Origin of the sequence: Mucilaginibacter litoreus (assembly GCF_042676805.1) — a bacterium.
GTDB classification, from domain to species: domain Bacteria; phylum Bacteroidota; class Bacteroidia; order Sphingobacteriales; family Sphingobacteriaceae; genus Mucilaginibacter; species Mucilaginibacter litoreus.
In genome coordinates, this window is sequence record NZ_JBHTHZ010000002.1 from 275,967 (window position 1) to 302,756 (window position 26,790).

The 26,790-nt window shown below is 42.5% G+C and carries 33 protein-coding genes; 16 read left to right on the plus strand and 17 right to left on the minus strand.

Annotation, left to right across the window (positions count from 1 at the left end; genetic code table 11):
- Window positions 1–2: 2 nt before the first annotated feature.
- Window positions 3–650, minus strand: a complete 648-nt coding sequence (locus ACFQZX_RS04610; RefSeq protein ID WP_377111847.1) for a YceH family protein — start codon at window positions 648–650, stop codon at window positions 3–5.
- A 48-nt stretch (window positions 651–698) separates the two neighbouring features.
- On the opposite strand from ACFQZX_RS04610, the gene ACFQZX_RS04615 reads away from it, so the two are divergent.
- A complete protein-coding gene (locus ACFQZX_RS04615) occupies window positions 699–1,508 on the plus strand; it encodes an SDR family oxidoreductase (RefSeq protein WP_377111850.1) in 810 nt (269 codons plus the stop codon).
- A gap of 37 nt (window positions 1,509–1,545) precedes the next feature.
- Window positions 1,546–1,935: a hypothetical protein gene (locus ACFQZX_RS04620; protein ID WP_377111852.1), complete on the plus strand. Its 390-nt coding sequence runs from the start codon at window positions 1,546–1,548 to the stop codon at window positions 1,933–1,935.
- 59 nt (window positions 1,936–1,994) lie between these two features.
- Here ACFQZX_RS04620 and ACFQZX_RS04625 read toward each other — a convergent pair whose 3' ends face one another.
- The 3 genes from ACFQZX_RS04625 to ACFQZX_RS04635 form a co-directional block, all read right to left on the minus strand.
- On the minus strand, window positions 1,995–2,180 hold the full coding sequence (locus tag ACFQZX_RS04625; protein ID WP_377111854.1) for a hypothetical protein: 186 nt from the start codon (window positions 2,178–2,180) through the stop codon (window positions 1,995–1,997).
- A gap of 160 nt (window positions 2,181–2,340) precedes the next feature.
- On the minus strand, window positions 2,341–2,733 hold the full coding sequence (locus tag ACFQZX_RS04630) for a group III truncated hemoglobin (RefSeq protein WP_377111856.1): 393 nt from the start codon (window positions 2,731–2,733) through the stop codon (window positions 2,341–2,343).
- A gap of 155 nt (window positions 2,734–2,888) precedes the next feature.
- Window positions 2,889–3,221 carry a hypothetical protein gene (locus tag ACFQZX_RS04635; RefSeq protein WP_377111859.1) on the minus strand — a complete coding sequence of 111 codons (333 nt, stop codon included), beginning with the start codon at window positions 3,219–3,221 and terminating at the stop codon, window positions 2,889–2,891.
- 161 nt (window positions 3,222–3,382) lie between these two features.
- Here ACFQZX_RS04635 and ACFQZX_RS04640 point away from each other — a divergent pair, with 161 nt between their 5' ends.
- From ACFQZX_RS04640 to ACFQZX_RS04655, 4 genes are all read left to right on the plus strand, one after another.
- The gene (locus ACFQZX_RS04640) at window positions 3,383–4,201 is read left to right on the plus strand and encodes an N-acetylmuramoyl-L-alanine amidase family protein (RefSeq protein WP_377111861.1); all 819 of its coding nucleotides are present in this window, start codon (window positions 3,383–3,385) and stop codon (window positions 4,199–4,201) included.
- A 23-nt stretch (window positions 4,202–4,224) separates the two neighbouring features.
- Complete coding sequence (locus ACFQZX_RS04645) at window positions 4,225–5,337, plus strand: Gfo/Idh/MocA family protein (RefSeq protein WP_377111863.1); 1,113 nt, start codon at window positions 4,225–4,227, stop codon at window positions 5,335–5,337.
- A 62-nt stretch (window positions 5,338–5,399) separates the two neighbouring features.
- Window positions 5,400–6,185, plus strand: a complete 786-nt coding sequence (locus ACFQZX_RS04650; RefSeq protein ID WP_377111865.1) for an alpha/beta fold hydrolase — start codon at window positions 5,400–5,402, stop codon at window positions 6,183–6,185.
- Window positions 6,186–6,281: 96 nt separating this feature from the next.
- Window positions 6,282–6,854, plus strand: coding sequence for a YceI family protein (locus tag ACFQZX_RS04655; RefSeq protein WP_377111868.1), 573 nt, complete (start codon window positions 6,282–6,284; stop codon window positions 6,852–6,854).
- A gap of 73 nt (window positions 6,855–6,927) precedes the next feature.
- Here ACFQZX_RS04655 and ACFQZX_RS04660 read toward each other — a convergent pair whose 3' ends face one another.
- Together ACFQZX_RS04660 and ACFQZX_RS04665 are read right to left on the minus strand one after the other, a co-directional pair.
- The gene (locus ACFQZX_RS04660) at window positions 6,928–7,374 is read right to left on the minus strand and encodes a DUF2147 domain-containing protein (protein ID WP_377111870.1); all 447 of its coding nucleotides are present in this window, start codon (window positions 7,372–7,374) and stop codon (window positions 6,928–6,930) included.
- 125 nt (window positions 7,375–7,499) lie between these two features.
- Window positions 7,500–7,958 (minus strand): DUF2147 domain-containing protein, encoded by a 459-nt coding sequence (locus ACFQZX_RS04665; protein ID WP_377111873.1) that lies wholly within the window; start codon window positions 7,956–7,958, stop codon window positions 7,500–7,502.
- 174 nt (window positions 7,959–8,132) lie between these two features.
- On the opposite strand from ACFQZX_RS04665, the gene ACFQZX_RS04670 reads away from it, so the two are divergent.
- From ACFQZX_RS04670 to ACFQZX_RS04695, 6 genes are all read left to right on the plus strand, one after another.
- On the plus strand, window positions 8,133–10,529 hold the full coding sequence (locus tag ACFQZX_RS04670; protein WP_377111876.1) for a glycoside hydrolase family 3 N-terminal domain-containing protein: 2,397 nt from the start codon (window positions 8,133–8,135) through the stop codon (window positions 10,527–10,529).
- Between the two features lie 16 nt (window positions 10,530–10,545).
- Window positions 10,546–11,052, plus strand: a complete 507-nt coding sequence (locus ACFQZX_RS04675) for a GNAT family N-acetyltransferase (protein WP_377111878.1) — start codon at window positions 10,546–10,548, stop codon at window positions 11,050–11,052.
- 22 nt (window positions 11,053–11,074) lie between these two features.
- The gene (locus tag ACFQZX_RS04680) at window positions 11,075–11,938 is read left to right on the plus strand and encodes a helix-turn-helix domain-containing protein (protein WP_377111880.1); all 864 of its coding nucleotides are present in this window, start codon (window positions 11,075–11,077) and stop codon (window positions 11,936–11,938) included.
- A 93-nt stretch (window positions 11,939–12,031) separates the two neighbouring features.
- A complete protein-coding gene (locus ACFQZX_RS04685) occupies window positions 12,032–12,568 on the plus strand; it encodes a carboxymuconolactone decarboxylase family protein (protein WP_377111882.1) in 537 nt (178 codons plus the stop codon).
- Between the two features lie 160 nt (window positions 12,569–12,728).
- Window positions 12,729–13,928: an ROK family protein gene (locus ACFQZX_RS04690; RefSeq protein ID WP_377111885.1), complete on the plus strand. Its 1,200-nt coding sequence runs from the start codon at window positions 12,729–12,731 to the stop codon at window positions 13,926–13,928.
- Window positions 13,929–13,958: 30 nt separating this feature from the next.
- The gene (locus ACFQZX_RS04695) at window positions 13,959–14,609 is read left to right on the plus strand and encodes an NAD(P)-dependent oxidoreductase (protein ID WP_377111887.1); all 651 of its coding nucleotides are present in this window, start codon (window positions 13,959–13,961) and stop codon (window positions 14,607–14,609) included.
- A gap of 61 nt (window positions 14,610–14,670) precedes the next feature.
- Here ACFQZX_RS04695 and ACFQZX_RS04700 read toward each other — a convergent pair whose 3' ends face one another.
- The 5 genes from ACFQZX_RS04700 to ACFQZX_RS04720 form a co-directional block, all read right to left on the minus strand.
- Entirely contained in the window at window positions 14,671–15,471 is an 801-nt protein-coding gene (locus tag ACFQZX_RS04700; RefSeq protein WP_377111890.1) for an alpha/beta hydrolase, read from the minus strand.
- Between the two features lie 105 nt (window positions 15,472–15,576).
- The gene (locus tag ACFQZX_RS04705) at window positions 15,577–16,236 is read right to left on the minus strand and encodes an MBL fold metallo-hydrolase (protein WP_377111893.1); all 660 of its coding nucleotides are present in this window, start codon (window positions 16,234–16,236) and stop codon (window positions 15,577–15,579) included.
- A 47-nt stretch (window positions 16,237–16,283) separates the two neighbouring features.
- On the minus strand, window positions 16,284–16,928 hold the full coding sequence (locus ACFQZX_RS04710) for an HAD family hydrolase (protein ID WP_377111896.1): 645 nt from the start codon (window positions 16,926–16,928) through the stop codon (window positions 16,284–16,286).
- A 48-nt stretch (window positions 16,929–16,976) separates the two neighbouring features.
- Window positions 16,977–17,129, minus strand: coding sequence for a hypothetical protein (locus ACFQZX_RS04715; protein ID WP_377111898.1), 153 nt, complete (start codon window positions 17,127–17,129; stop codon window positions 16,977–16,979).
- An 86-nt stretch (window positions 17,130–17,215) separates the two neighbouring features.
- Window positions 17,216–17,680 (minus strand): VOC family protein, encoded by a 465-nt coding sequence (locus ACFQZX_RS04720; protein ID WP_377111900.1) that lies wholly within the window; start codon window positions 17,678–17,680, stop codon window positions 17,216–17,218.
- Between the two features lie 225 nt (window positions 17,681–17,905).
- Between ACFQZX_RS04720 and ACFQZX_RS04725 the strand changes: the two genes are divergently transcribed.
- The 3 genes from ACFQZX_RS04725 (at window position 17,906) to ACFQZX_RS04735 (ending at window position 19,845) form a co-directional block, all read left to right on the plus strand.
- Window positions 17,906–18,088 (plus strand): hypothetical protein, encoded by a 183-nt coding sequence (locus ACFQZX_RS04725; RefSeq protein WP_377111903.1) that lies wholly within the window; start codon window positions 17,906–17,908, stop codon window positions 18,086–18,088.
- A gap of 51 nt (window positions 18,089–18,139) precedes the next feature.
- Complete coding sequence (locus ACFQZX_RS04730; RefSeq protein ID WP_377111904.1) at window positions 18,140–18,412, plus strand: hypothetical protein; 273 nt, start codon at window positions 18,140–18,142, stop codon at window positions 18,410–18,412.
- A gap of 227 nt (window positions 18,413–18,639) precedes the next feature.
- Window positions 18,640–19,845, plus strand: a complete 1,206-nt coding sequence (locus ACFQZX_RS04735) for a metallophosphoesterase (protein ID WP_377111907.1) — start codon at window positions 18,640–18,642, stop codon at window positions 19,843–19,845.
- Window positions 19,846–19,858: 13 nt separating this feature from the next.
- Here the strand turns inward: ACFQZX_RS04735 and ACFQZX_RS04740 are convergent, their stop codons facing one another.
- The 3 genes from ACFQZX_RS04740 to ACFQZX_RS04750 all read right to left on the minus strand — a co-directional run bounded on the left by ACFQZX_RS04740 (window position 19,859) and on the right by ACFQZX_RS04750 (window position 24,000).
- Window positions 19,859–20,872 carry an ABC transporter ATP-binding protein gene (locus ACFQZX_RS04740; protein ID WP_377111910.1) on the minus strand — a complete coding sequence of 338 codons (1,014 nt, stop codon included), beginning with the start codon at window positions 20,870–20,872 and terminating at the stop codon, window positions 19,859–19,861.
- A gap of 77 nt (window positions 20,873–20,949) precedes the next feature.
- The gene (locus ACFQZX_RS04745) at window positions 20,950–21,312 is read right to left on the minus strand and encodes a response regulator (protein WP_377111913.1); all 363 of its coding nucleotides are present in this window, start codon (window positions 21,310–21,312) and stop codon (window positions 20,950–20,952) included.
- A gap of 69 nt (window positions 21,313–21,381) precedes the next feature.
- Window positions 21,382–24,000 (minus strand): PAS domain S-box protein, encoded by a 2,619-nt coding sequence (locus ACFQZX_RS04750; RefSeq protein ID WP_377111916.1) that lies wholly within the window; start codon window positions 23,998–24,000, stop codon window positions 21,382–21,384.
- 188 nt (window positions 24,001–24,188) lie between these two features.
- Here ACFQZX_RS04750 and ACFQZX_RS04755 point away from each other — a divergent pair, with 188 nt between their 5' ends.
- A complete protein-coding gene (locus tag ACFQZX_RS04755) occupies window positions 24,189–24,959 on the plus strand; it encodes an enoyl-CoA hydratase/isomerase family protein (RefSeq protein ID WP_377111919.1) in 771 nt (256 codons plus the stop codon).
- Window positions 24,960–25,112: 153 nt separating this feature from the next.
- On the opposite strand, the gene ACFQZX_RS04760 is transcribed toward ACFQZX_RS04755, so the two are convergent.
- The 3 genes from ACFQZX_RS04760 to ACFQZX_RS04770 form a co-directional block, all read right to left on the minus strand.
- Window positions 25,113–25,412 carry a hypothetical protein gene (locus tag ACFQZX_RS04760; RefSeq protein WP_377111922.1) on the minus strand — a complete coding sequence of 100 codons (300 nt, stop codon included), beginning with the start codon at window positions 25,410–25,412 and terminating at the stop codon, window positions 25,113–25,115.
- Between the two features lie 94 nt (window positions 25,413–25,506).
- On the minus strand, window positions 25,507–25,800 hold the full coding sequence (locus ACFQZX_RS04765; RefSeq protein ID WP_377111925.1) for a chaperone modulator CbpM: 294 nt from the start codon (window positions 25,798–25,800) through the stop codon (window positions 25,507–25,509).
- A 6-nt stretch (window positions 25,801–25,806) separates the two neighbouring features.
- The gene (locus tag ACFQZX_RS04770) at window positions 25,807–26,724 is read right to left on the minus strand and encodes a DnaJ C-terminal domain-containing protein (protein WP_377111928.1); all 918 of its coding nucleotides are present in this window, start codon (window positions 26,722–26,724) and stop codon (window positions 25,807–25,809) included.
- Between the last annotated feature and the right edge of the window lie 66 nt (window positions 26,725–26,790).

Genomic DNA, 26,790 nt, shown 5'->3' on the forward strand with positions numbered 1-26,790 from the left:
ATTTAACTCAGCTCTTTCATTAATTTATCAAATGCTTCTTTAAGCTCTGCCAGTTCGGTTTCAACCTTGCTAAGGCGTTCTTCCAGCTCGGTTGCAGATGTTCTGCGGACTGGTTCATCGGCTGCATCATCTTCAGGGATCGTTCCGCCTAACAGGTGGCGGTAACGTACTTCTTTCTGGCCCGGGCGTTTAGGCATCTGTTCAACAAACGGCGTATCGCCGCCGGCAAGCTTCTCCAGCATCTGCTGCACTTCGTCCAGGTTTTCAAACTCATACATACGGCCCGAATTACTATTGATCTCGCCCGGAGTCAGCGGTCCGCGCAATATTAGCAGGCATATCACCGCTATTTCCGACGGCACCAGCGGAAAGACGATGCCAAAGTTATGCTTATACTTTGTGGCCCTGCTTGATCCGCCCGTGGCGGTAGATATCAACCCCTTACGCTTTAAGGTATCTAAAGCACTTATAACCGTGTTCTCATCATAATCTACCACCGGTTTCCGTGCCGACTTTTGGTTGCAGGCAGCGGTAAGTCCGTTCAGTGTCATGGGATAATAATCGGGCGTGGTTTTGCTTTTTTCCATGAGGGAGCCAAGCACGCGGAGTTCGGTATCATTTAAAACGGGTAAAGTTTGCGGCGTATCCATAGGGCAAATATATTATTTGGTTTATGTTTTGCATATCTTCGCCGATAAATGAGGATAAGTATTTTAGGCTGTGGCTGGTTTGGCCTGCCATTGGCAAAAGCATTGATTACCGCCGGCCATAGCGTTAATGGGTCCACCACGAGCGAAAATAAATTACCTCTTCTTGCAGAGGCCGGTATCACGCCGTTTAGGATAGACCTTACTGCCGCTGAAAACCCGTTATCTGCCGTTTTTTTTAACTGCGATATATTGGTTATCGCCATCCCGCCAAAAAGCCGTTCGGCAGAAGGAAGGGAGTATGTAGCAAAACTCCGAAAAGTTATTGATGCGGTAATAAAGCACAAGGTCCAAAAGGTTATTCTTGTCAGTTCTACAGGCATTTATGCCGATTTAAACCAGGTAGTAAACGAAAATAACGACCCGCAGCCCAACACTTTTGCAGGTGAAATTTTGCTTGAGGCAGAGGAGTTATTTAAGCGACAACCCGCGTTCAAAACAACTATTGTGCGCTTTGGCGGCCTGGTTGGCCCTGACAGGGATCCGGGGCGTTTTTTTGCCGGAAAGGATAATATAGCCAACGGAATGGCGCCGGTTAACCTTATTCATTTAGATGATTGCATTGGCATAACACAGCAGATCATCGAGAAGGATGCTTTCGGTTATACTATAAATGCGGTGGCGCCGCACCACCCAACACGTGCTGACTTTTATATGCAAGCCTCTGCTAAATCGGGTTTGCCTTTGCCCTCGTTTGTGCTGGAATTGAATGAGTGGAAGATAGTTGAAAGTGTTACTACAATCCCGGTATTAAATTACGAATATCAGGTTCATAATTGGTATGAATGGCTGAATACCTGATTTTAGCATTTGCAGAAAAACCTATATTTTAGTTACCATGTCACAATACAGCATTCCGCTCAAGTACCGCAAGATGGAGAACCTCCACATAGTTTTCTGGTTGTTTAAAGACATCGGCTGGTGCCTGATCTGGAAACCGCTGGGGATTGTGATGATCATCCCGACGCTGGTTATTTCAATCGTCATAGCTTACCGTACAAGGCAAATGATGTCTGAGCTGTGCCACAACCTGGCCATCACCTTTTGGATCTCGGCCAACTCCTACTGGATGATAAGCGAGTTCATGAATTTTGATCACCTGCAGGTGTCAGGGTGGATAACTTACAAGCACCTGGCGCTGATACCGTTTTTATTGGGTGTATTTTGCCTTGCGTTCTACTACGCTTACTGGCAGCCCCGCCACCCGGATGAATTGGAGACGATGTAATGCTGCTGATAGTTAAGCCATTTATATATAGCACAATCAAAATAACAGGTTGAATGTTTCTACCAGAGTAGAGCCAATTCAATTAAATTAAATGCGGCATTGGCAGATTGCGGTAGTACAGGCACTGCAATACTGCTGCCTTCGAAAGCAAGCTGGCGCAGCCGCAGAGTTTTTTCTTTGGTTCGTTTCTTTTTAGCGGAAAAAAAGAAATGAACATCCACTGGCGTAAACAACAGCACAAACATTCCTAACGAAGAAAAATACGAGCTGTTGTCGCCATATGTTGTGTAAAGAATTCACTTTGCTCTAAAATTAAGTGACAGTGTTTTGTCACCAATATTCTTATAGGTCTGATTATTAACTCATAACGAATGTTCACGATGTTCACATGTGTGTTCGTGAACACTAAAGGATATTTAAAGGATTATTCCTGAAATAAACGATTTTACTTTCAAACATCTGCGCCATTTTATTTGCGCGCCATTTAGCTTCGGTAGCTTTATCACCTGTAAACAGCTCATCTATAGTTGCATTGAAAATAGAGAGCCATTGCGCAAAGTGCTCATGTTCTACAGGCAATTGCGCATGCGGCGGAAAAGGGCGGCCGTTGTAGGTATACTCCTCTAATAAAACGGTTTGCCAGAAGCTGTACATTTTTTCAAGATGAACGGGCCATCTATCCTGTATCCGCTCATTAAAGACAGGTCCCAGTATGGTGTCGGCCTGGATACGCTGATAAAAAGTATCTACCAATAACTTGATATCTTTAAGAGATAATATATCGTGCTGTGGCTGCATACAGCAAAGATAAGGGGTGTAGCAGCAGGTAAAGTAAGGTGGGCGTAAAAAAGCCACTCATCCCGGCATCACTATAGTGAAAATATTATTGAAACTTTTGTTCCGGGAGAAGATTTAGGAAAGGGTTAATGGCAATGCAGAAGAATACCGGTAGATCATGCAGTTTTCTTCAGCAGGCTATTTAACTGTTGGCAATAATCGGGTAAGGAGATCAGCCCTTTATCGTAATCGGCTGTCAGCTTATCCAATTCCAATTCTACAGATGGGGACGAGATTTTGTCACGTGCAAAAGAATCTTTAACAGCCATCATTTTATATTGTGCCGCTTTTATCATAAACAAAGGCTGCACATCTTTTGCCTGAGTAAGTACCTTATTTATTTTTTGCCTGTTCTTTTTATCAAACAGCAATATAAAGTATACGATTACTGATCCTACTATTAAAAAGTAAAAAAAGAAAGCTGTAGGTGATGTAAAAGCAGTATTCATAGGTATTGTTATTAAGGCTGGCTAAAGCCGCTTTTATTTTATTACGAAGTCAGTAAAGTTTTGGTTTCAGATTAAATTAATTATTAGATAGAAACATTTTATAAATCGTTTTGTGACTGGATTAATTTAAGGTTTTAAAACAATAGCCCTACATTTGGCGCATGTTATCAGTATTTTTTAGAGTATTTATTTGTGTATTTGCGGGTTTGATTTTTTTGACAGATAAAGCGGCTTACACGCAAACCCGGAAAAAGAAAACTGCTACCCGTATATCGCATTACCAGTTTAAAACTATTGTGATTGATCCAGGGCATGGTGGTAAAGACCCGGGATCTCACGGAGTTTTTTCAAAAGAAAAAACTGTGGCACTTGCCATAAGCAAAAAACTTAAACAACTGATAAATGATGAATTACCTGGGATTGATGTGATCATGACCCGCAGCACCGACAAATTTATTGAGCTGCATAAACGTGCAGATATCGCAAACGATAACAAGGCAAATTTGTTTATATCAATACATTGTAACTCATCGCCACAAAAACATGGTAAAAGTAAAGGCGTAATGCTACTGGTATATGGTTTTCACCGAAGAGAGGAGCAAAGGGAGGCGCTACGGGAAAACGCTGCCATTTTTGGTGAAAAGGACTATAAAACTAAGTATAAAGGATATGGTGAAAGTGCCGCGGTAAATGCCATTGTGCTTGCTGCATTTCAGCAGCGTTACCGTAAGCAGAGCATTCAGTTTGGTAACTTGCTTAACCACGAATTTAAAGTAAAAAATAAGAGACATAGCCTGGGCGTAAGGGAGCAGGGCTTACTGGTATTGCAGCAAAGCGGTATGCCGGGGCTGCTTGTAGAAACAGGGTTTATTAACAATGCTTCCGATGAGAAATATCTAAGTTCGGGAGATGGGCAGAAAGAAATAGCCAGGTCGATACTAAACGCCATTAAGAAGTACAAGCAAAGTTTTGATCGATAAATTGTAATCAAAAACATAAGTATATGAAACCGTCAGTTAAAACATCACGCAGAGATTTTATACGTAAGGGTTCATTAGTGGCCGGCTCGTTGGCTTTAAGCCCTACATTACTTTCCGCAGCATGTAAATCGCCGGATAATACAAAGAAGCTGGGCATAGCCTTAGTAGGCTTAGGGGGGTATGCTGGTGGCCAACTGGCACCGGCATTGCAAAAAACAAAAAACTGCTACCTGGCCGGTATTGTAACCGGTACCCCATCCAAAGCAGAAGAATGGTCAAAAAAATACAACATACCTCAAAAGAATATTTACAACTACCAAACCTTTGATGATATAGCTAAAAACCCGGATATTGATATAGTATACGTTGTACTGCCGGTATCTATGCATAAAGAGTATACCATACGTGCTGCGCAAGCCGGTAAGCATGTGATATGCGAAAAGCCCATGGCTCTTAATGCCGCCGATTGCCGCGAGATGATCAACGCGTGTAAAAAGGCCAATAAATTGCTATCAATAGGTTATCGCCTGCATTTTGAACCTCACAACATGGAGGTAATGCGCCTTGGTCAAAAACAAGTGTTTGGCAAAGTTACCAAGGTTGATACCGGAAATGGCTTTGTTTACGGTGGCGACCCTAACGCGTGGCGTTTAAAAAAGGCGCTTGCAGGTGGCGGTGGGTTAATGGATATGGGTATTTATGCTATACAGGGCGCCCGATATACGCTTGGACAGGAGCCAATTGCGGTTAAGGCTACCCAGGAAAAAACAAATCATGAGCTGTTTAAAGAAGTGGATGAAACCGTTTATTGGGAACTTAAATTTCCGGGCGGACAAAAAGTAACCGGTAAATCCAGCTATAACAATAACTGGGGATTTTTGCGTGCAGAAGCAGAAAAAGGAACCTTTGAACTGGAGCCTGCTTATGGTTATGATGGCATAGACGGTAAAATTAATGGCAAGCCCATGCAACAACCCAATATTATCCAGCAGGCCGCCCAGATGGATGACTTTGCAACTTGCGTTGCAATGAATAAACAAAGCCGTGTGCCCGGCGAAGAGGGCGAGAAGGACATGAAAGTGATAGATGCTATTTACCGCAGCCTGGACAGCGGCAAGTGGGAAAACATAGGCTAACTAATTTGTAAGTTTACGGCAAATGCCTAATTTACGCTATGCGTTATCTTAAGATAATTTTAATGGCTGTCATTTCCCAACTTCTTTCATTGTTCGGCTTTGGTCAGAAAATACCTTACGGCAAAAATGAGACTGTTGGCAAATACTATAATGTTAATGGTATCAAATTGTACGTAGAGGAATATGGCAGCGGGCCTCCGCTGCTGATGATACATGGTAATGGAGGCGATATGAGCGCCTTTACCGAAAACGTACCCTACTTTTCAAAAAAATACAGGGTTATCCTGGTAGATAGCCGCGCTCACGGCAAATCTGCAGACAAAGGAGATAAACTTACATTTGAGCAAATGGCCAGTGATTTTGCAGCGCTGCTTGATGCTATGCATATTTCTAAAGCTTATGTATTGGGCTGGAGTGACGGCGGTATCAATGCCATTATGATGGCGTTGCATCATCCGGATAAAGTAATCAGTTTCGCATCTACCGGAGCTAATATAACGCCAGACGCGGCTGCGTTTGCAGATGGCGCATGGTCGGCATCCGAAAAATATTATCTGGCCAATAAAAACAAAAGGTGGCGTACAGAGAGGGAACGAAATGCCTGGAAGGTTTTTATGCTGGATTGGAACCAACCCAATTTAAAATGGACAGACTTACACAAAATAAAATGCCCTGCTCTTATAATTGCAGGCGACCATGATGTAATTGCCGATAAACATACCCGGCTCCTACAGCAAAATATCCCAAATTCACAGTTGTGGATTGTTAAAAATTCAGGTCATGGCACTTTGATAGAACATGCTCATGAATTCAATAAGAGAGTTGACACGTTCTTTCAAAATAAATGAATGTCATTACTTTCTCAAAAAAGATGTTTAAACATCTTTTTTGAGAAAAAGCTTTTACCTTTGTATAACATTTAAAAAGAAATATAATAAGCACACATGAAAAAGATCTTCACCTTATTAACTGCTGCATTTTTGATACAGGCAGCATCGGCGCAAAGCACCTGGAAAGTTGATAAAGCACACTCACACGTAAAATTCACCATCACTCACCTTGCCGTATCTGATGTTGACGGTACTTTTAAAGATTTTGATGCTACTATTGTAGCGGCAAAGCCCGATTTTAGCGATGCCAAATATTCTTTTACAGCCAACACCGCCTCTGTTAACACAGAGAATGAGAAACGTGACGGACACTTAAAAAGCGCTGATTTTTTTGATGTGGAAAAATACCCCACACTATCATTTACAAGCACTGGTATCAGGCCAAACGGCACCAATAAATATAAAGTATCTGGTAACCTTACCTTACACGGCGTAACTAAACCGGTTACTTTAGATGTTGTTTACCGCGGTACCATTAGTAACCCAATGACCAATGCTCCTGATGCCGGCTTTAAAGTAAGCGGTACCATTAAACGTTCTGACTTTGGTTTTGGAAGCAAATACGGATCCCCAATGTTAAGCGACGAAGTTGAACTTAACGCAAGCGGCGAATTCCTGAAACAATAAGTGTTTTTTTAGTTTTGTAAGTAAACGGCCTTTGCGTAATACAAAGGCCGTTTTTATGTAAAGCTTAGATAGGTTATATGCGCTTAAATGTCATTGTACGGCCTAAAAACTTAAAATGCCAGTAACCCTTTACTTTTAATTGTCCCTGCGAATCTATATAAGCAGATGAGTTCCAATGGCGGCCATGTTGTGCATCGTAAATAATACCATCTTCCCACGAGTTGCTTTTGGGTACATACACCAGCTTTTCAACTACATTCATCCCCAATATTTTGCGGCTACGTAATGCAGGATCAGGGTTATGCTTGTCCAGGTAGTCTTCCATTTCTTTAGTGTCATCCTTATCATCAAACCACATGATTTTTGCCCTAAATTCGCTATTTTCCCGGTAAACGTTGATGATGAGGTTTTTTTCGTCAGACATCCATTTGCCGCAAATTTTGTCGGGCGCAGCGTTAGGCAAACTGTTATTTGCAAATAACAGCAGTACCAATAAACTGCATAAAACCTGATTTGCCATAACGATCGTCAACCGTTATAAATATACTGAATGGCAAATAACCTGTCAAGTGCAATATTATATAAATATCTAAAAATGAATGGCTTTTGGTGGGTGATGAGTAAGGGGTGTATTTAAAGCGGTAACTATATACGTTTAAAATTCATCGTCTTTCCAAATAGTTTTAATTTCCAGTACCCTTTAACCTTTAAATCGCCACTGTTATCAAGCGCGGCTGCGGCATTCCAGTATTTTCCGCTTTGCACTTCATAAATTTTGCCACCTTCCCAGGAGTTTGATCTGGGGCTGTATTTTAAATTTTCAACCACATCAAGTCCCAGAACTTTACGGTTGCGCAGGGCGGGGTCGGGGTTTTTTTTATCAGTGATGCTTTCCATAGGCTTATCCGGGGTAACGCCACCACTAAACCAAACTATTTTTGCTTTAAAGGTATTTTTGTAAGGATAAACCTCAACAACAAGGTTTTTTTCGGTTGATTGCCACTTGCCGCAAATGCGGTTGGCCCGTGTTGCAAAGGCCTCATCCGGATCGGTATTTTTAAAAGTGCAAACCAGGGTAAAAAGTAAGATGTATAAATATCGCATAAAGTATACCGGCTCACATGTATAAACGGTATAACACAATACCATTTAACCGGCTTTTTGTTTTAATGAAGCAAATAATTCAATTTCAGGAAAACGTTACAGTCAATTCCTATATGAAATTAAATATAAGCAGTTACTTTATATATTTGGGAAAACCTATACATCTGCATCTGAATGAAAAAAATTTACTGGCTGCTGCCTGCAGTAATGCTGGCTGCAAATGCATCGGCACAAACCAAAAATATTTACCATAAGGGCTGGATCGATTTTAATAAGAATGGCCGAATGGACGTTTTTGAAGACCCGAAACAGGACATAGAAAAGCGTATCGCCGATATACTTAGCCAGATGACGGTAGAAGAAAAAACCTGCCAGATGGCTACGCTTTATGGTTATAAACGAGTGTTGAAAGACGAAATGCCTGTGCCCGCCTGGAAAAACGAAATTTGGAAAGATGGGATAGCCAATATTGATGAGGAACTGAACAACTTGACATCGCACACCGATGATGCGCCTACTCAATATTCTTATCCCTTCAGCAAGCATGCATGCGCTATCAATACTATTCAGAAGTGGTTTGTTGAAGAAACCCGGATGGGGATACCTGTTGATTTTACCAATGAGGGGATTCATGGGTTAAACCACGACCGCGCCACTCCGCTGCCCGCGCCAATAGGCATTGGCAGTACATGGGACAAGCAGTTGGTGCGCCAGGCCGGCCAAACGGTAGGCCGCGAGGCCAAAGCTTTGGGATATACCAATGTTTATGCGCCAATACTTGACCCTGCCCGCGACCAGCGCTGGGGCCGTGTGGTAGAATGTTATAGTGAAAATCCATTTTTAATAGCCGAATTAGGCAAGCAAATGGTATTAGGAATACAGGAAGAGGGAGTAGCATCGACTCTGAAACACTATGCGGTTTATAGTGTGCCTAAAGGCGGCAGGGATGGTTCTGCCCGTACCGATCCGCATGTGGCCCCCCGCGAAATGCACCAATTGTATCTTTATCCTTTTAGGCGTGTAGTACAGGAGGCGCACCCAATGGGTATAATGAGCAGTTATAACGATTGGGACGGTGTGCCTATAACTGGTAGTTATTATTTCCTGACTGAACTGTTACGCCAGAAGTTTGGCTTTAAAGGATATGTAGTATCTGATAGTGAAGCTGTAGAATACCTGTACACCAAACACCATGTAGCCGGCGATTATAAAGAAGCTGTAAGGCAGGCCGTTGAAGCGGGGCTGAACGTACGTACCAACTTTACCATGCCCCAAACCTTTATAATGCCATTGCGCGAACTGATTAAAGAAAACCGCATTTCCATGAAAGTGATTGATGAGCGTGTTGGTGAAGTGTTGCGCGTAAAATTCAGGTTAGGATTGTTTGATCATCCGTATGTTACAGACCCTAAAGCAGCTGATAAAACGGTGCATACCGCGGCTGATGCGCAAATGAGCCTTAAGATGAACCGAGAAAGTATGGTGCTGCTGAAAAACGAAAATAATTTATTGCCTCTTGAAAAGGGAAAATACAAAAATATACTGGTAACCGGTCCGCTGGCTGCAGAAACCAATTATACCATCAGCAGGTATGGGCCATCGCATAATCCTGTTACCACTGTATTAGATGGTATAAAAAAGCATGTTGGCGGTAGCGCTAACGTAAATTATATAAAGGGCTGTAATATTATAGATGCTACCTGGCCCGAAAGCGAGATTATTGAAACACCGCTGACAGCTACGGAGCAAGCCGGCATAGATTCGGCTGTGGCACAGGCCAAACAATCGGACATAATAATTGCCGTTGTGGGTGAGGATGTTGACCGGGTGGGCGAAAGCCTTTCACGTACAGGTTTAAACCTGCCAGGGCGACAGCTAAAACTTATACAGGCATTACAGGCCACCGGCAAGCCTGTGGTAATGGTATTAATAAACGGGCAACCCCTGACTATTAACTGGGAAAATAAATACGTACCAGCTATTTTGGAAGCCTGGTTCCCGAGTGTGCAAAGTGGGCAGGTAATTGCCGAAACATTGTTCGGTGATAATAACCCGGGTGGTAAGCTACCTATCACTTTCCCTAAAACTACCGGGCAGATAGAGTTGAATTTTCCGTTTAAGCCAGCATCGCAGGCAGGGCAGGGCGGCGCTAACAGCTGGGGTAAAACCAGCGTAAACGGGGCGCTTTATCCATTTGGTTATGGTTTAAGCTATACCACTTTTGAGTATAGCAACCTGCAGGTTACGCCACAAAAAGGTGCTACCCAAGGGGATGTTACAGTTACTGTTGATGTAACTAATACCGGCCAGCGTAAGGGTGATGAGGTTGTTCAGTTATATATCAAGGATGACGTCAGCAGCGTGACTACCTATGAATATGATCTGCGCGGCTTTGAGCGCATAACGCTTAATGCGGGCGAAAAGAAAACGGTTACCTTTACCCTGCACCCGGACGACCTTGCCTTGCTGGATAAGAACATGAACTGGACAGTAGAACCCGGTACCTTTCAGGCCTGGGTTGGCAGCTCATCGCAGGATATTAAGCTGAAAAAAAGTTTTGAAGTAGAATAATACAAAACAAACAGATATGCTACGCCCGGAATGGATACCCTCTGCCTACGCCGATAATGATAAACCAATTATCCGCCAGGCTACAATTGCAGATATGGATACCTTGCTGCAATTTGAGCAGGGTGTTGTAGAGGCCGAACGGCTTTTTACCCCGCGTATGAAGGAAGGGCCGGCAAAGTATTATGATTTTGACTGGCTCATTAAATCGCCGGAGGCTTATCTTGCTGTAGCGGAACTGAACGGCGGATTAATAGGTAGCGGATATGCCAGGTTAGTAAGCTCAAAACCATATCTCGATCATCCGCAGCATGCGTATTTAGGCTTTATGTTTGTAGTGCCGCAGTACCGTGGTAAAGGTGTTAACCGGCTGATTATAGAGGCTTTGAAGCAATGGGCTGTATCAAAAAGTATCACAGAGCTACGGCTGGAAGTATATAACGAGAATTTACTCGCAATAAAGGCCTATGAAAAGTTTGGGTTTGACAGGTATCTGCTCGAGATGCGCATGGGAATAGTGCAATAGGATATTATATTTACCGCCGATTATGAAATTTAAGGTAAACGATCATAAAAACGGCGGTATGCTATCCATGTGGATAGATGAACCTGCGTTCGACAGGCAATTTTATACCCGCGACCGCGAACATCGATACCTAACCATTGCTTTGAATAAAGGTTATGGGCAAACAATTACTATTGATGAGGTTCCTTATTATCTGCCCGCCAACACCATCGTACCTTTAATGGTCAACCAGTCGTTTTACTTTGAGAGGCCGGCAGATATCGTCGCCTGGCAGTTTAACCGCGAATTTTATTGCATCGTAGACCATGATGAAGAAGTTAGCTGTGTAGGGTTTATATTTTATGGGTTGGATAAGCAGCTTTTTATTGAACTTGATGAGGCAGCACAAACAAAGCTTAACCTTCTCACCGAAATTTTTATTGAAGAATTTAACACAGCTGATAACATTCAGGTAGATATGCTAAGAATGCTGCTCAAGCGGTTGATTATAATCATCACCCGTTTGGCTAAAGCGCAGCACATCTCGGCAGTTGCCGCCCAGGATGACAGGTTTCATGTGATCCGAAAATTTAATCTCCTTGTAGAAAATAATTATCGCACACAGCATACGGTAGGATATTATGCCGGTGAGCTGAATAAATCCCCCAAAACATTATCTAACCTTTTTGCGCTTTATAATCATAAATCGCCGCTTGCTATTATTCAGGACAGAATTATACTTGAAGCTAAACGGCTGCTCATTTATACCGAAAAATCGGCCAAGGAAATAACGTTTGAACTGGGTTTTGAGGATGCTGCTTATTTCAGCAATCTGTTTAAAAAACATACCGGCTTTTCACCTACAGAGTTCAGGCAAAACAAAGTTTTAGCTGAAGCCGGGAAATAATCACAAGCCAACGGGAATTATCTCTATTCTGCAGGCTGATTTTACAAAGCACCTTTGTAGTGTTGATAGCAAATAAAAAATCAACCTAATACAATGGAAAATTTCACAATCCCAACCCGCGATACAGTATCTGCGGAAAACCAGAACTTATTTGATACTTTAACAAAAGTTGTAGGTCGTGTGCCTAACTTATATGCTACGTTTGCCCATTCAGAGCATGCTTTAACCAACTACCTAAACTTACAGAACGGCAAAACATCATTACGTGCTAAAGAACGCGAAGCAATCAATTTGATAGTTAGCCAGGTTAACGATTGTTTATACTGTTTAAGTGCCCATACCGCTATAGCTAAATTAAACGGCTTTACCGATGATCAAATTTTAGAGATACGTAGTGGTTCAGCATCTTTTGATGCAAAACTGGATGCCCTTGTAAAAATCACCAAAAGCATTACCGAAAATAAAGGCCACGCAGATGAAGTATTATTAGAAGCATTCTTTAATGCCGGTTACAATAAAGGTAGCCTGATAGATGTGGTAATAGCCGTTGGCGACAAAACCATTACCAATTATGTTTACGCCTTAACAGAGGTGCCGGTAGATTGGCCTGCTATTCCTCAACTGGTTTAATTATCCTATGCTAAAATTAAAGCCTGTTCGAGAACAGGCTTTTGCATTTCCCGACTTTTTGTAGGATATTTAAAAAGTTTGAGGACTTTTTGCATGCTGTTATAAAATGTATGTAAATTATACCGCAAAATTAAATTAAACTATTTAAAGCAATATCCGGATGGAAGTAAAAAGTACGGGTTTAAGAGGAAGCTGGTTAAAAAATATGATCATTAAACGGTTGTATTTTGATAAAGCAATGTCCTGTGCAGGCCTAAGTCAGCTTTTTGATAAAAGCATACCTTCCATTGCAAAAGCCATTAATGAACTGATAAAGGAAGGCTTTGTAATAGAAGAGGGATATGCACCATCCAGCGGGGGCAGGCGCCCATTAATGTACGCAATTAATGCTGAAGCGATGTTTATTTTAGCGGTAGCTATGGACCAGCTTTCGGCGCGCATCCAATTACTGGATCTGAACAATAACCCGGTTGCTGATATGGTGAGCGTTGAACTTAAGCTACTTAATAATGACAAAGCTTTACCGCAGCTTATTGAACAGCTTAACAAATACATCGCTGAAAGCGGCATACAAAAAAATAAAATTACAGGCATGGGTATTGGAATGCCTGGGTTTATTAACGCCATTGAAGGTATTAACTATACTTACCTTGATGCAGGCGGTGAAAGTTTAAGTAAATACTTAAGCAGGGCCACCGGTATTACTACTTATATTGATAACGACTCGAGCCTGATTGCGTTGGCCGAACAAAAGTTTGGTATTGCCCGCTCCCAGCAGGAAGTAATGGTTATTAACCTGGGCTGGGGCATAGGCCTGGGCATGATCATCGACGGGAAGATATTCAGAGGTTACAACGGTTTTGCCGGCGAGTTAAGCCATATTCCATTATCTGATGATGGCGAGCTGTGCGTTTGCGGTAAACGCGGTTGCCTTGAAGCTGAAGCAAGTATGCTTGTGGTAGCTCAAAAGGCCGAGGAGGGTATAAAAAATGGGCGCATAACCAGTTTAAAACCCCACAACGGCCAATCCAAATTAATGGGCGAGGCACTTATGGAAGCGGCTAACCACGGCGACCAGTTTGCAATAGAGTTACTGACCGAAGCGGGCTATAAAATAGGCAAGGCCCTTGCCATACTTATCCACATCATGAATCCGGCTAATATTGTTTTAAGCGGACGTGGCGCCAAGGTAGGCCATATATTAATGGCGCCGATTCAGCAAGCTTTGCATAAATATTGTATTCCGCGGCTCTCTGCCGGAACAGAGCTTTTAATATCATCACTTGGCTTTGACGCTGAACTGATTGGCGCGGCCGTGCTGGTGATGGAAAACTTTGATAAGGAAGAGCGTCAAAAGTAAATAGTTATTTTGTTGTCATTGCAAATAGTAATGAAGATACTGTTATTAGGTGCTACGGGCCGCACAGGTAAGCTGATACTACAGCAGTTGGTTGACAAAGGGTATTTTGTAAATGCATTGGTGCGTAATAAAGCAAATATCCAACTGTCATCGGCATTGTTGACTGTATTTGAAGGCGATGTGGCAAACAAGCAACTGCTTACTGAGGCTATGAGTGGTTGCCAGGCAATAATAAGTGCTTTAAACATTTCCCGTAATACTGATTTTCCGTGGTCGGCTTTACGTACACCGGTTAATTTCCTGTCTGCCTCTATCCGTAACATAATTGCTGTTGCTAACGTGCTGGGCATTAAAAGAGTAATTGTTTTAAGTGCATGGGGTGTAGGAGATAGCAGTAAAGAAATTCCTGGTTGGTTTAGGTGGTTAATCCATAACAGCAACATTGGCCCAGCCTATAAGGATCATGAAAAGCAAGAAAGGCTTCTTAAAGATAGTAACCTCGACTGGACAGCCATTAGGCCTGTAGGCTTAACTAACTTTGGCTTAAAGCACGCCCGGGTAAGCATTGATAATATCCCTAAACCATGGTTGCTTATAAGCCGGAGAACAGTTGCCGCGTTTGTTGTAAACGCGCTTGAGCATCAATTATTTATTAGGCAAACTCCTGTTATTTTTGGGTAAATAAAAAGCCCCCGCGCGCTACACACCAGCTTGCAGGGGTTATCTTAGTCTGTTAAAAGTACTAATGTGCTTCTACATGGTTGGCGCGGTACTTGTTGGTTTCATGTTCCTGTAACCATTCGGCTATGTACTCAGCAACTTCTTTCCAGCCTTCCTGGCCGCATATCCAGTGCCCGCGGTTAGCAAATTCTTTATAGTCGGCAATGCTTACCTCATCGGTATACGCCTCGGCATTGCGCTTGTTTAACTGGGCAGGTATAATTTCATCTTTCTCGCCGGTTATGAATAACAATGGCGCATGTGGCATTTCGGTATCAATTTGGCCATCTCTACCCATACAGTCGCGCAAAACATTGCGGCTGTCATGTGTAGCGGTTTCTTCATAAGCTATTTTTGTGGCTTCTTCACTCATGGTGTTGCAGAAAGAGCTTTGAAAGCTTTCCTGATCCATGTAGAAAGGTTCGTTACCTTTTAATGGATTAGTTATCAGGGCGCTGTTCTTCATAAAGCCCCAGTCAAAGGCAAGCATAGCGTTTGGTGCAACAGAAGCAATAGGCACGCCCATATCTGCAAGGCCTTTAGCTACCATTAACTGTACTATCAAGCCGCCAACCGAGTGGCCGATTAGTATAGGCGGTTCGGGTTGCTGGCGTATTACGCTTTCAATTTTATCTGCAATGGTTTTTAGTTCAAGATCACCTAAGCCTTGCGGCGGATTGTTGCGCAGTTTAGCAGGTTCGCCCTCATGCAAGGGCCAGGATGGAGCTAAACAGTTATAGCCTTTTTCGTTAAAGTAAGCAATCCATTTTTCCCAGCTCACAGGGTTTTGGAACATGCCATGTATAAAGACGATTGTTTTCATAAGTAGTATGTTTTGAGTAAAATGTTCCCAAAAGCATACCAAAGGTTTATGAATTCAACTTAAAGTTAAGTATATCTAACTCTAAAGAGTTTTATATGCTTATTATCAAATACTTATGCTATCTCCCGCTTTGTAAATATGATGAAATTTAATGCCGGATTTTTGGAAGTGTTTGGCATAGTTTTCATATCGCTGTTTAACAAAAAACTCTTTACCATAACCATCATGCACGGGTAATATCTGCTTTGGCCTTACCCGGTCGGCAAAGCCGGCAATACGCAGCTCGTTGGCAAAAGGCGCCATAGTTACCATTATCAGCAGTTCTATATCCGTAAATTCAGTTAGCTTGGTTTCCATTGAATCAACCGGGTGAAGTATATGATCATTAATGATAAAACCTGTCATCTGGGGGATGGGGGCATCAAGCAAAGGCTCGTGCTGTACCTCAAAGGCCTGGAGTTTAAAAGGGCCAAGATTATAAGTACCTTCATTGATAAGACTGTAATCCAATCCTTCTTTTTCAATAACCTCGCCAACCTGGCTGTTTGTATATATTACAGCATTGCTAAGTGCTTTTATTTGTTTAAGATTATCTAAATCCAGATGGTCCGGGTGTATATGAGTGATAATAATACTATTTACATCAGCAAAGTTTTCAGGCTTTACCTCACCTTCTGCAAAGGTAAATTTCCCCGGATCGAAAAGGAGTTTATAACCATCTTGTTCAAAAACCAGGCAGGAGTGCAGGTACTTGTAAATTTTCATATCAGTGCTATTTACAAATTAACTTTTAGCCTGTTAAAAGGTTTGTATTATAGCAGCTGTTTTAACTCCTTAAAGTTGTTTATAGTTGCAACCTGGCCGTTATCTACCTGTCCGAATCCATAAGCGGCAAATATAAAGGGCACACCGGCTTTGGTAGCTGCATTATAATCGCCCATGGTATCTCCAACATAAACCGGCGATTTCAATTGATGGTCGGTTACGATATCATGTATGTTATCTGCCTTAGGTTTGCCTTTTGTGCCATAGCATTGGTACCCTAAAAAGTACTGATGCATATTATGCTGGTTTAAAAAAAGCTCGATATAGCCGTTTTGGCAATTGCTTACAATGTATAATTTATACTGCTTACCAAGATAAGTAAGTGTATCTTCAAGATCAGGATAAAGTTCGCCGCCAAGTTTATGCAGTATATCCAGTTCGGCAACAGAACACAGTTGCTGCACTTCGGCGCGCTGTTCTGTAGTCAGTCCCGGGAATAACCTTTCGAAGATCATATCGTACGTCATGCCGGTAATGGAGCGTACACGGTCGGGCGTCATTGCTTCGCCGGCCACATAAGGTACTTGATTAAGGGCTGTTTGCCAGGCCTTGCTAATGGTTTCGGTACTATCCCACAGGGTACCGTCCAAATCAAAAATTATACTGTCGAATTTTCCTTTTAAACTATCCATTTGCGTGTTTGAGCCGCAAAAATAGGAGTTTATTCATAGCAGGAATAATTAATATACAGGAAATTGCCCCATGGTATAAACAACCAGCGCAGCCGGTATGGCTAACAATATAAAAACTCTTGCTTGTTCTACTTTATCAGAATTGCCTTTTACAAAAACATGGTTAAGGTCGGTAATAAGGGTTTCAATTAACTTTTTCATGGCTAAACATATTTAATTGTGATTTCTGTTTATGTGACCATGAGTATAAGCAAAGGTTTAACCGCCCCCGACGTTAGTCGGAGAAGCTACTTGGCATCATTCACTTCTATCCAGTACCCGTCCGGGTCTTGTATATATACCTGTTGAACCCCATCTACACGGTGTTCTATTTGCCCGGGTACCTGTTTCCAGTTGCAATACGGTATATTTTTACTTTTTAGCATTTCAACAAATTTAGTGACCGAAGGCACGCTGAAGCACAGATGATCTGCAATTACCTTCGGGGTTGTCGAGCAACCGCTTTGTATAACGTGCATGGCAATATGAGGTGCAATGCTGTACCAGGTGTGCACGGTATCTTTAAAAGGGTTAGGTACTATCTTTAGTTTTAATACGGATGTATAAAATTCATTACTCTTTTTTAGGTCTTTAGAGCATAAGGCCGTATGGTTAAACACCGCCTGCGCATGTGCCGATGCAGCTATGCCTAATGATAAAATGGCGAAGGCTCCACCAAAAAGCGCTTTTTTAATTTGTTTGGAATCTATCATAACAAAGGTTTAAAGTAAATATACACTATCGGCCCTAACAAACACATTAGCAGTAATCAGTTTTGTGCGTTTTAAACACTCATGATTACATCAAAGGGGCTCATAACATCAGGAATTGGCCTTTTATGCTTTGTAACAAGTATGTGATAGTGCCTGCAGCCGGTTAAACTATGGTCTTTTCTACCAGTTTAATATTTAAACAAGCACAAATAGGAGATATTAATCATGAAGAATAACATAATAAAATTGATGGCCATTATAGTAATCAGTACCGCTGCATTAACAAGTTGTTCAATAGAAAACAGAGGCAACAGGGGCGGCCATAGATACGACCGCGACCGGTACGATAACAGGTATAACAACCATGATCGTTATGACCACCATGATGGTTATTACAACCATCACTAACAAACATCTAAATCAATCAATAAATAAATTTTAAACCTTTAAATAATAAATATGAAAACTCTTAAAATTTTCGCCATAGCCATCATTGCAATGTTTGGTTTTAACAGCGCTAAAGCACAGGTTGCGGTAAGCGCGCATATTGGTACACCGGCTGTGCATGCAAGTGCAGTATATGTAAAACCTGCTTATCGCCCGGCACCCCGCAGGGTAGTAATGGTAGATCGTAGCTACCGTCGCCGTTATTACCGCAGGCCGGTAGTTGTTACAAGGCCGGTTTACTACCGCCATCATCCAAAAAGAGTAGTAGTTGTAAGGCATTATTAAAATAACAAAGCCCTCGTATCTTAAAACGAGGGCTTTGTTGTTACTCAGCAAACAATGAGTAACCAATAAAGTTAATTATCTGCCTGTAAGCTGATGAAGGTAAGCTGATTGTGTTTTTACAAATCAATTACCTTTACTTTTATATCTTGCGGGCTTAGTAATACAACTATATGCACAGAGGCGGTTTTTTCAGAATGTTCCTTATTATATCAGCCATAACTTTATTAATGGATTGGTATGTATTTAATGGTTTACGCACTTTAACCGCCGACTGGCAATCGCGCGCTGCAAGGCTGGCTTTGCCGTGGGGATACCTGGTGGTATCCATAGGGGTGACCGTAGTATTTTTGCTTGGGCTCAACAGTTTAAATACTTCGCGTGGTATGACGCCTTTTCATGAGTGGATGCTAAGTTTGTTCCTCACTTTCTTTGTTACCAAGATATTCTTCATCATAATTTTATCTCTGGGCGATTTAGGCCGCTTTTTATATGCCATAGTACATAATTTATCGGCTGAGAGAAAGCCGGGCGAACCGTATTTCCCTGCACGACGAAAGTTTATCAGCGAGCTTGCCATACTCATTGCCGCCATTCCTTTCACATCCTTTTTTTACGCGATGTTTCGTGGAAAATATGATTACAAGGTTCATAGACATACACTTTATTTTGATGACCTGCCGGAAGCCTTCGACGGTTTTACCATTACTCAATTGTCTGATATACATTCCGGTAGTTTTGATAATGTTGAAGCGATGCAGCGTGGTATTGATCTGGTAAAAGCGCAAAAATCAGACTTGTTTGTGTTTACCGGCGATCTGGTAAATAATGCCGCCTGGGAGATTGAACAATATATAGACAGGTTCAGCCAGATTAAAGCGCCCTTTGGGCAGTTTTCTATTTTAGGTAACCACGATTACGGCGATTATATACAATGGGAAAGCGAACAAGCTAAAAAAGATAATCTGGATAAGCTAAAACGTCACCACGCTGAGCTGGGTTACCGTTTGCTGCTGGACGAAAACGTAAACCTGGAGAAAGATGGTCAGCAGATATCCCTTATCGGTGTGCAAAACTGGGGCAAAGGATTTATTCAGATTGGCGATCTTGATAAGGCGCTTAAGGGTGTGGATGATGGCGCCTTTAAAGTACTCCTTTCACATGACCCCACACACTGGGAAGAAAAGGTGCGCTATCATAAAACGGATATACATTTAACATTATCAGGACATACGCATGGTGCGCAGTTCGGTGTAGAAACCGCGGGGTTTCGCTGGAGCCCTGTACAATACCGTTACCTTGACTGGGCAGGTTTGGTAAAACAAAACAACCGCCACCTATATGTTAACCGTGGTTTTGGCTTCCTGGCTTTTTCAGGCCGTTTGGGGATCTGGCCAGAGATTACGGTTATAGAACTGAAAAAGAAGAGGGCTTAAAGGTTTTGGAAAGCTAACCCAGCCATTTACCAAATTCGTAGTATTTTTTTATGCTGATGCTTACTTTACTGTTAACAGCATACTTACGCAGTTGATAATTAAGCACTCGTAGCGTAACTTCATTGCGCTCCACGATCAGCTCTTCGTAAAAGCCTTTAAAAAGCACTTGTTTAACAACCCATTTACCACTTATACCTATAGCTGAAACAGCAGCATGCTCGGCATATATCACTACCGTAGCGCGTTTGGATTTGATACCACAAATTTTTGCCTGGGCAGCAGTAAGCTCGGTACACCGCACCAATATTTTGGCTGTGTACAGCAGTTTAGGCGAGTGATAAAGGTTCTCGGGATGCCCGTGTTCTACAATTTCGCCCTCCTTTATTACAATAAGCTCATCGGCCATGGATAGCAACTCGGCAGGGTCATGCGATACCAATACAACCGTAACGCCCCATTCCTTTACAATCTGGCGTATGTCATGCTGCAGCCCTTCGCGGTAGTTGGCATCAACCTGGTTAAAAGGCTCGTCAAGCATCAAAACCTCGGGCCGGTTAATAAGTGCGTTTGCTATGGTTACACGTTGTTTTTCGCCCCCGCTTAATTTGCCAAAGGGCTGCTCGCGCAGCTCATATATCCCCAGCAGGTTTAGCGCCTGGGTTACTTTCTGGATTGCATAATTAGCATCTTCTGAAGGTAACGCGTTAACCATGTTGCTCCAAACGGTGTCGTTTGGGTCCATACCTGAATTATCCTGGCTAACCATACTGATCGCGGTATGTGCCTGCAATGGGTTTATACTACGAACCGGTAATGGCCGCCCATGAAAAAATACCTCGCCCGAGTCGGGTTTCATGTGGCCCGAAAGCAGTTTTAACAGCGAGGTTTTGCCGCTGCCGCTTTCGCCTACAATACCTGTGATTTTTCCCTTCGGGATAAAAAGTGTAATGTTATTAACACCGGATGACTTATCGCCGAAAAAGTTTTTGGTAACGGTTAGGGTTTCCAGTATCAATTCATCGCTCATTGCAAAGGTAATTAGGGTTTAGCAATATTCTTCAAACCTAAATATAAATTGCAAGGGTGCAAAATAGTTACACCTGATTATATAAAACGGGCTATTTTTGATAGCAAAACTTCCATTTCAAAAGGTTTAGCTAAAAAATCGTCGGCGCCTGCATCAAAGGCCGATCTTTCTATATCCCGGCTGGCAGATATCATGATCACCGGAATGTTTTTTGTGGCCGGTTCTGTTTTTAATTTACGACATATATCCCGGCCGTCTTCCCCACTCATCCATATATCCAGCAATAACAGATCGGGTAATTCCTGTTTCATATCCAAAACAGTTGATCCGTCAACCGTACTACTTACAGCATATCCCTCAAACTCCAGTATCATCTCTACAGCATCAACAATCCCCGGATCGTCATCGGCTATCATAATATGTTTCTGTCTCTCGCTCATTTCTCACTCCTCTGCCAGTTTTGATTGAAAAGAGGCTAATGGGTTTAATTTTAAATCAATTAATATTGGCTAACTTTTTAAAGTAGCAGGAATTGAAAAGCAAAAAGTAGACCCTTTTCCTTCGATGCTGTTTACCCACATTCTTCCGCCTTCGCGGCGAATAATTTCGTTAGAGATGTATAATCCAAGCCCCAAACCGGGGAATGTATGTTGCTTGGTTCCGCTTACGCGATAAAACTGTTCAAATACTTTATCTTTTTTATCTTCAGGTATACCTATACCAAAGTCCTGTACGCTTACGGTAACCCTATCATCTTCCCGTCGGGTGCTGATGATGACACGATTGGCATGCGGCGAATATTTAATGGCATTTGTAACCAGGTTGGTCAGTACCTGGCCTATGCGCTCTTTATCTGAATAAATATCGCCGGTTTCCCCAAAATCCATTACCAGGATATGGCGGTTGGCGGTGTGCTGCAAATCAAGCACAACATCATGTATAACTTCGTTTAAATTAAACCAAACTTTATTAAATAATATTTTCCCTGAATTAATTTTGGTAACATCCAGTAAATCGCCAATAAGATTGGTCAAGCGGTTTAGCTGAGCGTCCATTTTCATGACCATGGCTGCCTTTTTATCTTCGCCTTCCTGGCTAAGCATAGCGCCAAGTACCTGCGCATAAGCTTTTATACTGGTAACAGGCGTTTTTAGCTCATGGCTGGCTATGCCTAAAAACTCATCCTTTTGGCGCTGCATTTCCTTTTGTTCATTGATATCGGTATTGGTACCAAACCACTTAACAATTTGCCCATCATTAATAAAAGGTAGCGCACGTGCCAGATGCCATTTATAGTCACCTTTTCTATCCCGTAGCCTAAATTCATATTGATATAGAGAGCCATTTTGTAAAGCCTCCTTCCAGGCGGTTACACAACCGTCCCTGTCCTCAGGATGCACCATTTGTAACCATTTGTCGCCAATAATGTCTTCTGCAGGCAAGCCAAAAAAATGCTGTGTCTGGCGGTTTACATAGTCAATTTCACCGGTGGTCCTGGCCGTCCACAGCTGCACCGGCATAAAATCGGTAACAAATTCAAACTGCCGTATCTGATCGTTAAGCGCTCCGTTTTTAAGCTGTAGTTCTATGTCGATAATCGTTTTTTCAGTAACATCTGTACATGCTCCTACATAGCCTGTAAACTCTCCGTTGGCATCATACTGCGGGTTGCCGGTAGCTATGCACCAGCGTATTTCACCATCTTTCCGCCTTATGCGAAAGTCTACCTCATAGGGGCGTTGCCTGTTAAGGTCATGAATGAATTTACGGAAGGCACGGTTATGATCTTCGGGTAAAATAGCCGACAACCAGCCGGATCCTAATACGCGGTTGTAACTTTGCCCTGTCCAATCTGTCCAGGTTTTATTTACATAAGTAATATTACCATGCTTGTCGCACATCCACAGCGCAGCCGGCGAGGCGCTGGTAATTGTTTGCAGCAAGTGTTCGCTTTCAGTTAATGCCTGTTTATCCGCCAGTTCACGGCGAAGGTCGCGGGCTACTGATGCACGCCCCTGCGGCCTTCCCATATCATCAAATATCATTATTGATGTTGCCTGCACAGGTATTGGTTCGCCAGTTTTAAAATGCCGGTATGTAACCTGGCCGCTCCATTTGCCAGTTTCAAGCAGCCCTTTATTTATAACTTCCCTTAGTTTGCCAAGCTCCTGGGGCATTACAAACTCTGAGTTATGTTTGATCACATCATCTCCAGAAAGCCCCATCATTTCTTTCCCGGCACGATTGATATAGGTTACATTACCATCCGGGTCTGACAGGCTAATGAAATCAGAGGTATTATCAATAAGCGTTATCAGCCTTTTCTGCTCATCGCGGTCATGTATCTCTGCGCTGATGTCAAGCGCGGTGCCCGCAAACCTTATGCAGTTTCCTTGTTGATTGAAGTAAGCTTTTCCTTTACATCTCAGCCATCTTAAAGTTTTGTCCTGGGCTCCTATGGTCCGAAATTCTACATCATAAAATCCACCTCTTTCAGGGTCGAGAGCCTGACTAACGGCGTTATCTACAAACTGCCTGTCTTGTGGGTGTATGTGCTTAAGCACATCCTGATAGCTTACCACGTCTGAGCCATCGAAACCATAAAGTTGTTTACAGCGTTCGTCCCATGCAACGGTTTCATTTACCGGATCAAGATCCCAGGTGCCTAACTCGGCCGCATCAAGTGCAAACCTTACCTGCTCTTCGGCATCTTTAAGTTTTTGGCGGGTCAGTACAAGCTCGGTAACGTCAGATGCGGTGTTTAATATTCCCCAAACCTCACCTTTATCATTTTTTAAAGGCTGATAGTTAAAGTTAAAATAAAAGGTCTGCAGCCGGCCATCAACAAAAAGAAATACTTTCTCTGCATAGGCCTCGTAAGGGATTCCCGTTTTATAAACATTTTGCAATATGCCAATAAACGGTTGGTCCTGCATTTCGGGCAAGGCTTCGCCAAAGGTTTTGCCTAAAACAGATTCATCTTTATCCCATACTTTTAAAATAGCTTTATTCACAAGGCTTATTATAAGTTGAGGGCCTATATACAACCCAACAGGGGAGGGCGACTCTTCTACAAGTGTCCTGAAAATGTTTTCGTTATCAGCGGAACCGAATTGATTATAGCTCATTTATTGGCAGAAAGTAACTATGTAATGCAATACTTAGGTGGTAATGCTTACAATTGCTATGTGTTACAATATTAAACGTTCTGCATGAATATTGCAATTAACTGTGGTAATACAACCACAGGATATAAGCCTGCAATATGGTTAAATGAAAATAAGCCTATATATTGCAATAAATAAGGTGATGGAATATGAGTACAACTGATAAAGGAAGCGTAAGCTGTAGCATAACTACAAATGGCATTGCAAGGGTTAGCTTTTATCACCCGGCACAAAACTCGTTGCCTTCCAGTTTGTTGGCTAACCTGGCTGATGAAATTTTAAAAGCTGGCGATAATGAAGGAGTAAATGTAATTGTATTGCAAAGCCTGGGCGAACGTACGTTTTGCGCAGGTGCAAGTTTTGAAGAGCTTTTGCAGATAAAAGACAAGGAGGCAGGGGCCAGGTTCTTTTTTGGCTTTGCAAAAGTTATCAATGCTTGCCGCACCTGTAAAAAAATAATTATTGGTAGGGTACAGGGTAAGGCTGTTGGTGGTGGAGTTGGCCTTGCCGCGGCTGCTGACTATTGCCTGGCTACCGAGGCCGCCGCTATTAAACTAAGTGAGCTTACAATAGGCATAGGGCCCTTTGTTATATCCCCTGTGGTTAGCCGTAAAATAGGCGTTTCGGCGTTTTCGCATTTAAGTATCTGCGCAACCGAATTCCTGCCGTCGCAATGGGCAAAAGAAAAAGGATTGTATAACGAGGTTCATCAGGATATTACTGCTTTAGACACAGCCGTTGCAACGTTAGCCGAAAAATTAGCATCATATAACCCAGCAGCGCTTACCGCACTAAAAGCAACACTTTGGGAGGGGACAGAAAACTGGAATGAGTTGCTGGCGCAAAGGGCAGCCATAAGCGGCGAACTGGTACTATCACAATTTACACAACAAGCGCTTAATAGTTTTCTGAAGCGCTGACTCACCCGTACGTCGCTTTCGATCAACCACCCTCTCTGCTACGCAAAGGAGTTTAAGGATAATAGAACAGGATTTAGGAGGAGCTGAGCGTAAGTAGTCAACAAAAAAGCCTCCCGGTGATAACCGGAAGGCCTGGAAAATATATATTGAATATTACCACCTTCTGCCATAATGATGGCCACGGCCGTGGCTGTAGTGTTTTGTGTAAACTACGTGCCTGTAAGCCGGACGGCGGTAATAGTGTGTGCGATAAACGGGGCGTGCGTAATACCTGCGCACTACTACAGGGCGCTCATAATAAGCTACACGGTCATAATAGTAAGGCCTTTCTACATAAACATGGCGTACCGGTGTACCAATGTTAACACCTATGCCTACGCTTACCTGCGCTTTTGCCAACTGCATTGAGAATGTAAGTACCAGCGCTATAATTGAAATTTTTAACAGTTTCATAATAGTAGATTTTAGTTACAATTATTGTTTCATTTGCAGGTATGACCCAATAACTAAGCCATGGTTTAAATAAAACCTACTCTTTTTAGGAATGTTAATCCTCGTATATATGTAATCTGCTACGTAAGTATTTCATTTCCTGTTGCATACCTTCAATTCTTTCCAGTAAATTACTAATGGTAGCAATTCCTGCTTCATTAATTTCCAGCTGAGTGTGCAGGCGTACCATACGTTCAAGTTTTTGTATCTCATAAAGAGGAATGCATCGCACCTTGTTTATCTGGGTCACGTTAATTAAACCGGCATCGGCCAGATAGTCTATAAACGTGTATTGCACATTATGATAAATGCAAAAATCATCAACACTTATTGCTTGATCTGCTTTCATAGTGAATTATAATTTGGCCAGTTCTTCAAATAATTTTTTCTGTTTATCGGTTAAATTGGTAGGTAATTGCACATTATAGGTAAGATACAAATCGCCAGAGTGCCCGTCTTTTTTATAAACAGGTACGCCTTTGCCTTTTAACTTAACCTTTGTGTTGTTTTGAGTGCCGGGGGCTACTTTAAGCTTTACCTTGCCTGTAAGTGTATCTGCGGTTATTTCGCCGCCTAAAACTGCGGTGTAAAGGTCTATGGTCAGTGTTTTATGCAGGTCGCTGCCGGTGCGTTTAAACTCCGGGTCATCAGGTATGGCAAAGGTAATGTATAAATCTCCGGCCGGTGCGCCGTTGGTACCGGGTGCGCCATGCCCTGCTATTTTTATGGTTTGTCCGTTTTCAATACCGGCCGGAATGGTCAGGCGAATATTTTTTCCGTTGACGGTTATGGTTTGCTTTTTTGATTCCATTACATCACGCAGGTTCAGGTGCAGTTCGGCATTTAGGTCCTGCCCGCGGTAGCGCGACGAGGATTGCCGCCGGCTGCCGCCACCACCCATGCCACCAAACATGGAATTAAAAAAGTCAGAAAAGCCGCCACCTTCTGAGCCGCCATAATCAAATCCGCCAAAATCCTGTGCACCGCCGCCGTAGCTGTACTGCCCGTATTGTTGCTGCTGCTTTTGGGCTTGTTCATAGGCTTCGCCGTGCTGCCAGTTTTCACCGTATTTATCGTATTTTTCCCGTTTTTCCGGGTCGCTCAAAACCTCGTTGGCCTCGTTAACCTGCTTAAATTGTTTTTCAGCTTCCGGGTCGTTAGGGTTAACATCCGGATGATATTTGCGGGCCAGTTTGCGGTAAGCGCTCTTGATGTCTTTATCTGAGGCGTTTTTATCTACGCCAAGTATGTTATAGTAATCAATAAATGCCATAGTTAAATATACTAATACTACAACTTTAAAGTATGGAAAAAGTGTGAGGGTTATCAGGCTTTTACA

Bases quoted from the DNA above. Each gene is read 5' to 3' on its own strand.
- ACFQZX_RS04710 (WP_377111896.1), bottom strand. From the start codon at position 16,928: ATGGATAGTTTAAAAGGAAAATTCGACAGTATAATTTTTGATTTGGAC.
- ACFQZX_RS04715 (WP_377111898.1), bottom strand. From the start codon at position 17,129: ATGAAAAAGTTAATTGAAACCCTTATTACCGACCTTAACCATGTTTTT.
- ACFQZX_RS04640 (WP_377111861.1), top strand. From the start codon at position 3,383: ATGTTATCAGTATTTTTTAGAGTATTTATTTGTGTATTTGCGGGTTTG.
- ACFQZX_RS04660 (WP_377111870.1), bottom strand. From the start codon at position 7,374: ATGGCAAATCAGGTTTTATGCAGTTTATTGGTACTGCTGTTATTTGCA.
- ACFQZX_RS04665 (WP_377111873.1), bottom strand. From the start codon at position 7,958: ATGCGATATTTATACATCTTACTTTTTACCCTGGTTTGCACTTTTAAA.
- ACFQZX_RS04705 (WP_377111893.1), bottom strand. From the start codon at position 16,236: ATGAAAATTTACAAGTACCTGCACTCCTGCCTGGTTTTTGAACAAGAT.
- ACFQZX_RS04625 (WP_377111854.1), bottom strand. From the start codon at position 2,180: ATGTTTGTGCTGTTGTTTACGCCAGTGGATGTTCATTTCTTTTTTTCC.
- ACFQZX_RS04615 (WP_377111850.1), top strand. From the start codon at position 699: ATGAGGATAAGTATTTTAGGCTGTGGCTGGTTTGGCCTGCCATTGGCA.
- ACFQZX_RS04685 (WP_377111882.1), top strand. From the start codon at position 12,032: ATGGAAAATTTCACAATCCCAACCCGCGATACAGTATCTGCGGAAAAC.
- ACFQZX_RS04635 (WP_377111859.1), bottom strand. From the start codon at position 3,221: ATGAATACTGCTTTTACATCACCTACAGCTTTCTTTTTTTACTTTTTA.
- ACFQZX_RS04610 (WP_377111847.1), bottom strand. From the start codon at position 650: ATGGATACGCCGCAAACTTTACCCGTTTTAAATGATACCGAACTCCGC.
- ACFQZX_RS04770 (WP_377111928.1), bottom strand. From the start codon at position 26,724: ATGGCATTTATTGATTACTATAACATACTTGGCGTAGATAAAAACGCC.
- ACFQZX_RS04650 (WP_377111865.1), top strand. From the start codon at position 5,400: ATGGCTGTCATTTCCCAACTTCTTTCATTGTTCGGCTTTGGTCAGAAA.
- ACFQZX_RS04720 (WP_377111900.1), bottom strand. From the start codon at position 17,680: ATGATAGATTCCAAACAAATTAAAAAAGCGCTTTTTGGTGGAGCCTTC.
- ACFQZX_RS04745 (WP_377111913.1), bottom strand. From the start codon at position 21,312: ATGAGCGAGAGACAGAAACATATTATGATAGCCGATGACGATCCGGGG.
- ACFQZX_RS04750 (WP_377111916.1), bottom strand. From the start codon at position 24,000: ATGAGCTATAATCAATTCGGTTCCGCTGATAACGAAAACATTTTCAGG.
- ACFQZX_RS04690 (WP_377111885.1), top strand. From the start codon at position 12,729: ATGGAAGTAAAAAGTACGGGTTTAAGAGGAAGCTGGTTAAAAAATATG.
- ACFQZX_RS04765 (WP_377111925.1), bottom strand. From the start codon at position 25,800: ATGAAAGCAGATCAAGCAATAAGTGTTGATGATTTTTGCATTTATCAT.
- ACFQZX_RS04630 (WP_377111856.1), bottom strand. From the start codon at position 2,733: ATGCAGCCACAGCACGATATATTATCTCTTAAAGATATCAAGTTATTG.
- ACFQZX_RS04620 (WP_377111852.1), top strand. From the start codon at position 1,546: ATGTCACAATACAGCATTCCGCTCAAGTACCGCAAGATGGAGAACCTC.
- ACFQZX_RS04740 (WP_377111910.1), bottom strand. From the start codon at position 20,872: ATGAGCGATGAATTGATACTGGAAACCCTAACCGTTACCAAAAACTTT.
- ACFQZX_RS04675 (WP_377111878.1), top strand. From the start codon at position 10,546: ATGCTACGCCCGGAATGGATACCCTCTGCCTACGCCGATAATGATAAA.
- ACFQZX_RS04760 (WP_377111922.1), bottom strand. From the start codon at position 25,412: ATGAAACTGTTAAAAATTTCAATTATAGCGCTGGTACTTACATTCTCA.
- ACFQZX_RS04655 (WP_377111868.1), top strand. From the start codon at position 6,282: ATGAAAAAGATCTTCACCTTATTAACTGCTGCATTTTTGATACAGGCA.
- ACFQZX_RS04670 (WP_377111876.1), top strand. From the start codon at position 8,133: ATGAAAAAAATTTACTGGCTGCTGCCTGCAGTAATGCTGGCTGCAAAT.
- ACFQZX_RS04725 (WP_377111903.1), top strand. From the start codon at position 17,906: ATGAAGAATAACATAATAAAATTGATGGCCATTATAGTAATCAGTACC.
- ACFQZX_RS04680 (WP_377111880.1), top strand. From the start codon at position 11,075: ATGAAATTTAAGGTAAACGATCATAAAAACGGCGGTATGCTATCCATG.
- ACFQZX_RS04730 (WP_377111904.1), top strand. From the start codon at position 18,140: ATGAAAACTCTTAAAATTTTCGCCATAGCCATCATTGCAATGTTTGGT.
- ACFQZX_RS04755 (WP_377111919.1), top strand. From the start codon at position 24,189: ATGAGTACAACTGATAAAGGAAGCGTAAGCTGTAGCATAACTACAAAT.
- ACFQZX_RS04700 (WP_377111890.1), bottom strand. From the start codon at position 15,471: ATGAAAACAATCGTCTTTATACATGGCATGTTCCAAAACCCTGTGAGC.
- ACFQZX_RS04735 (WP_377111907.1), top strand. From the start codon at position 18,640: ATGGATTGGTATGTATTTAATGGTTTACGCACTTTAACCGCCGACTGG.
- ACFQZX_RS04645 (WP_377111863.1), top strand. From the start codon at position 4,225: ATGAAACCGTCAGTTAAAACATCACGCAGAGATTTTATACGTAAGGGT.
- ACFQZX_RS04695 (WP_377111887.1), top strand. From the start codon at position 13,959: ATGAAGATACTGTTATTAGGTGCTACGGGCCGCACAGGTAAGCTGATA.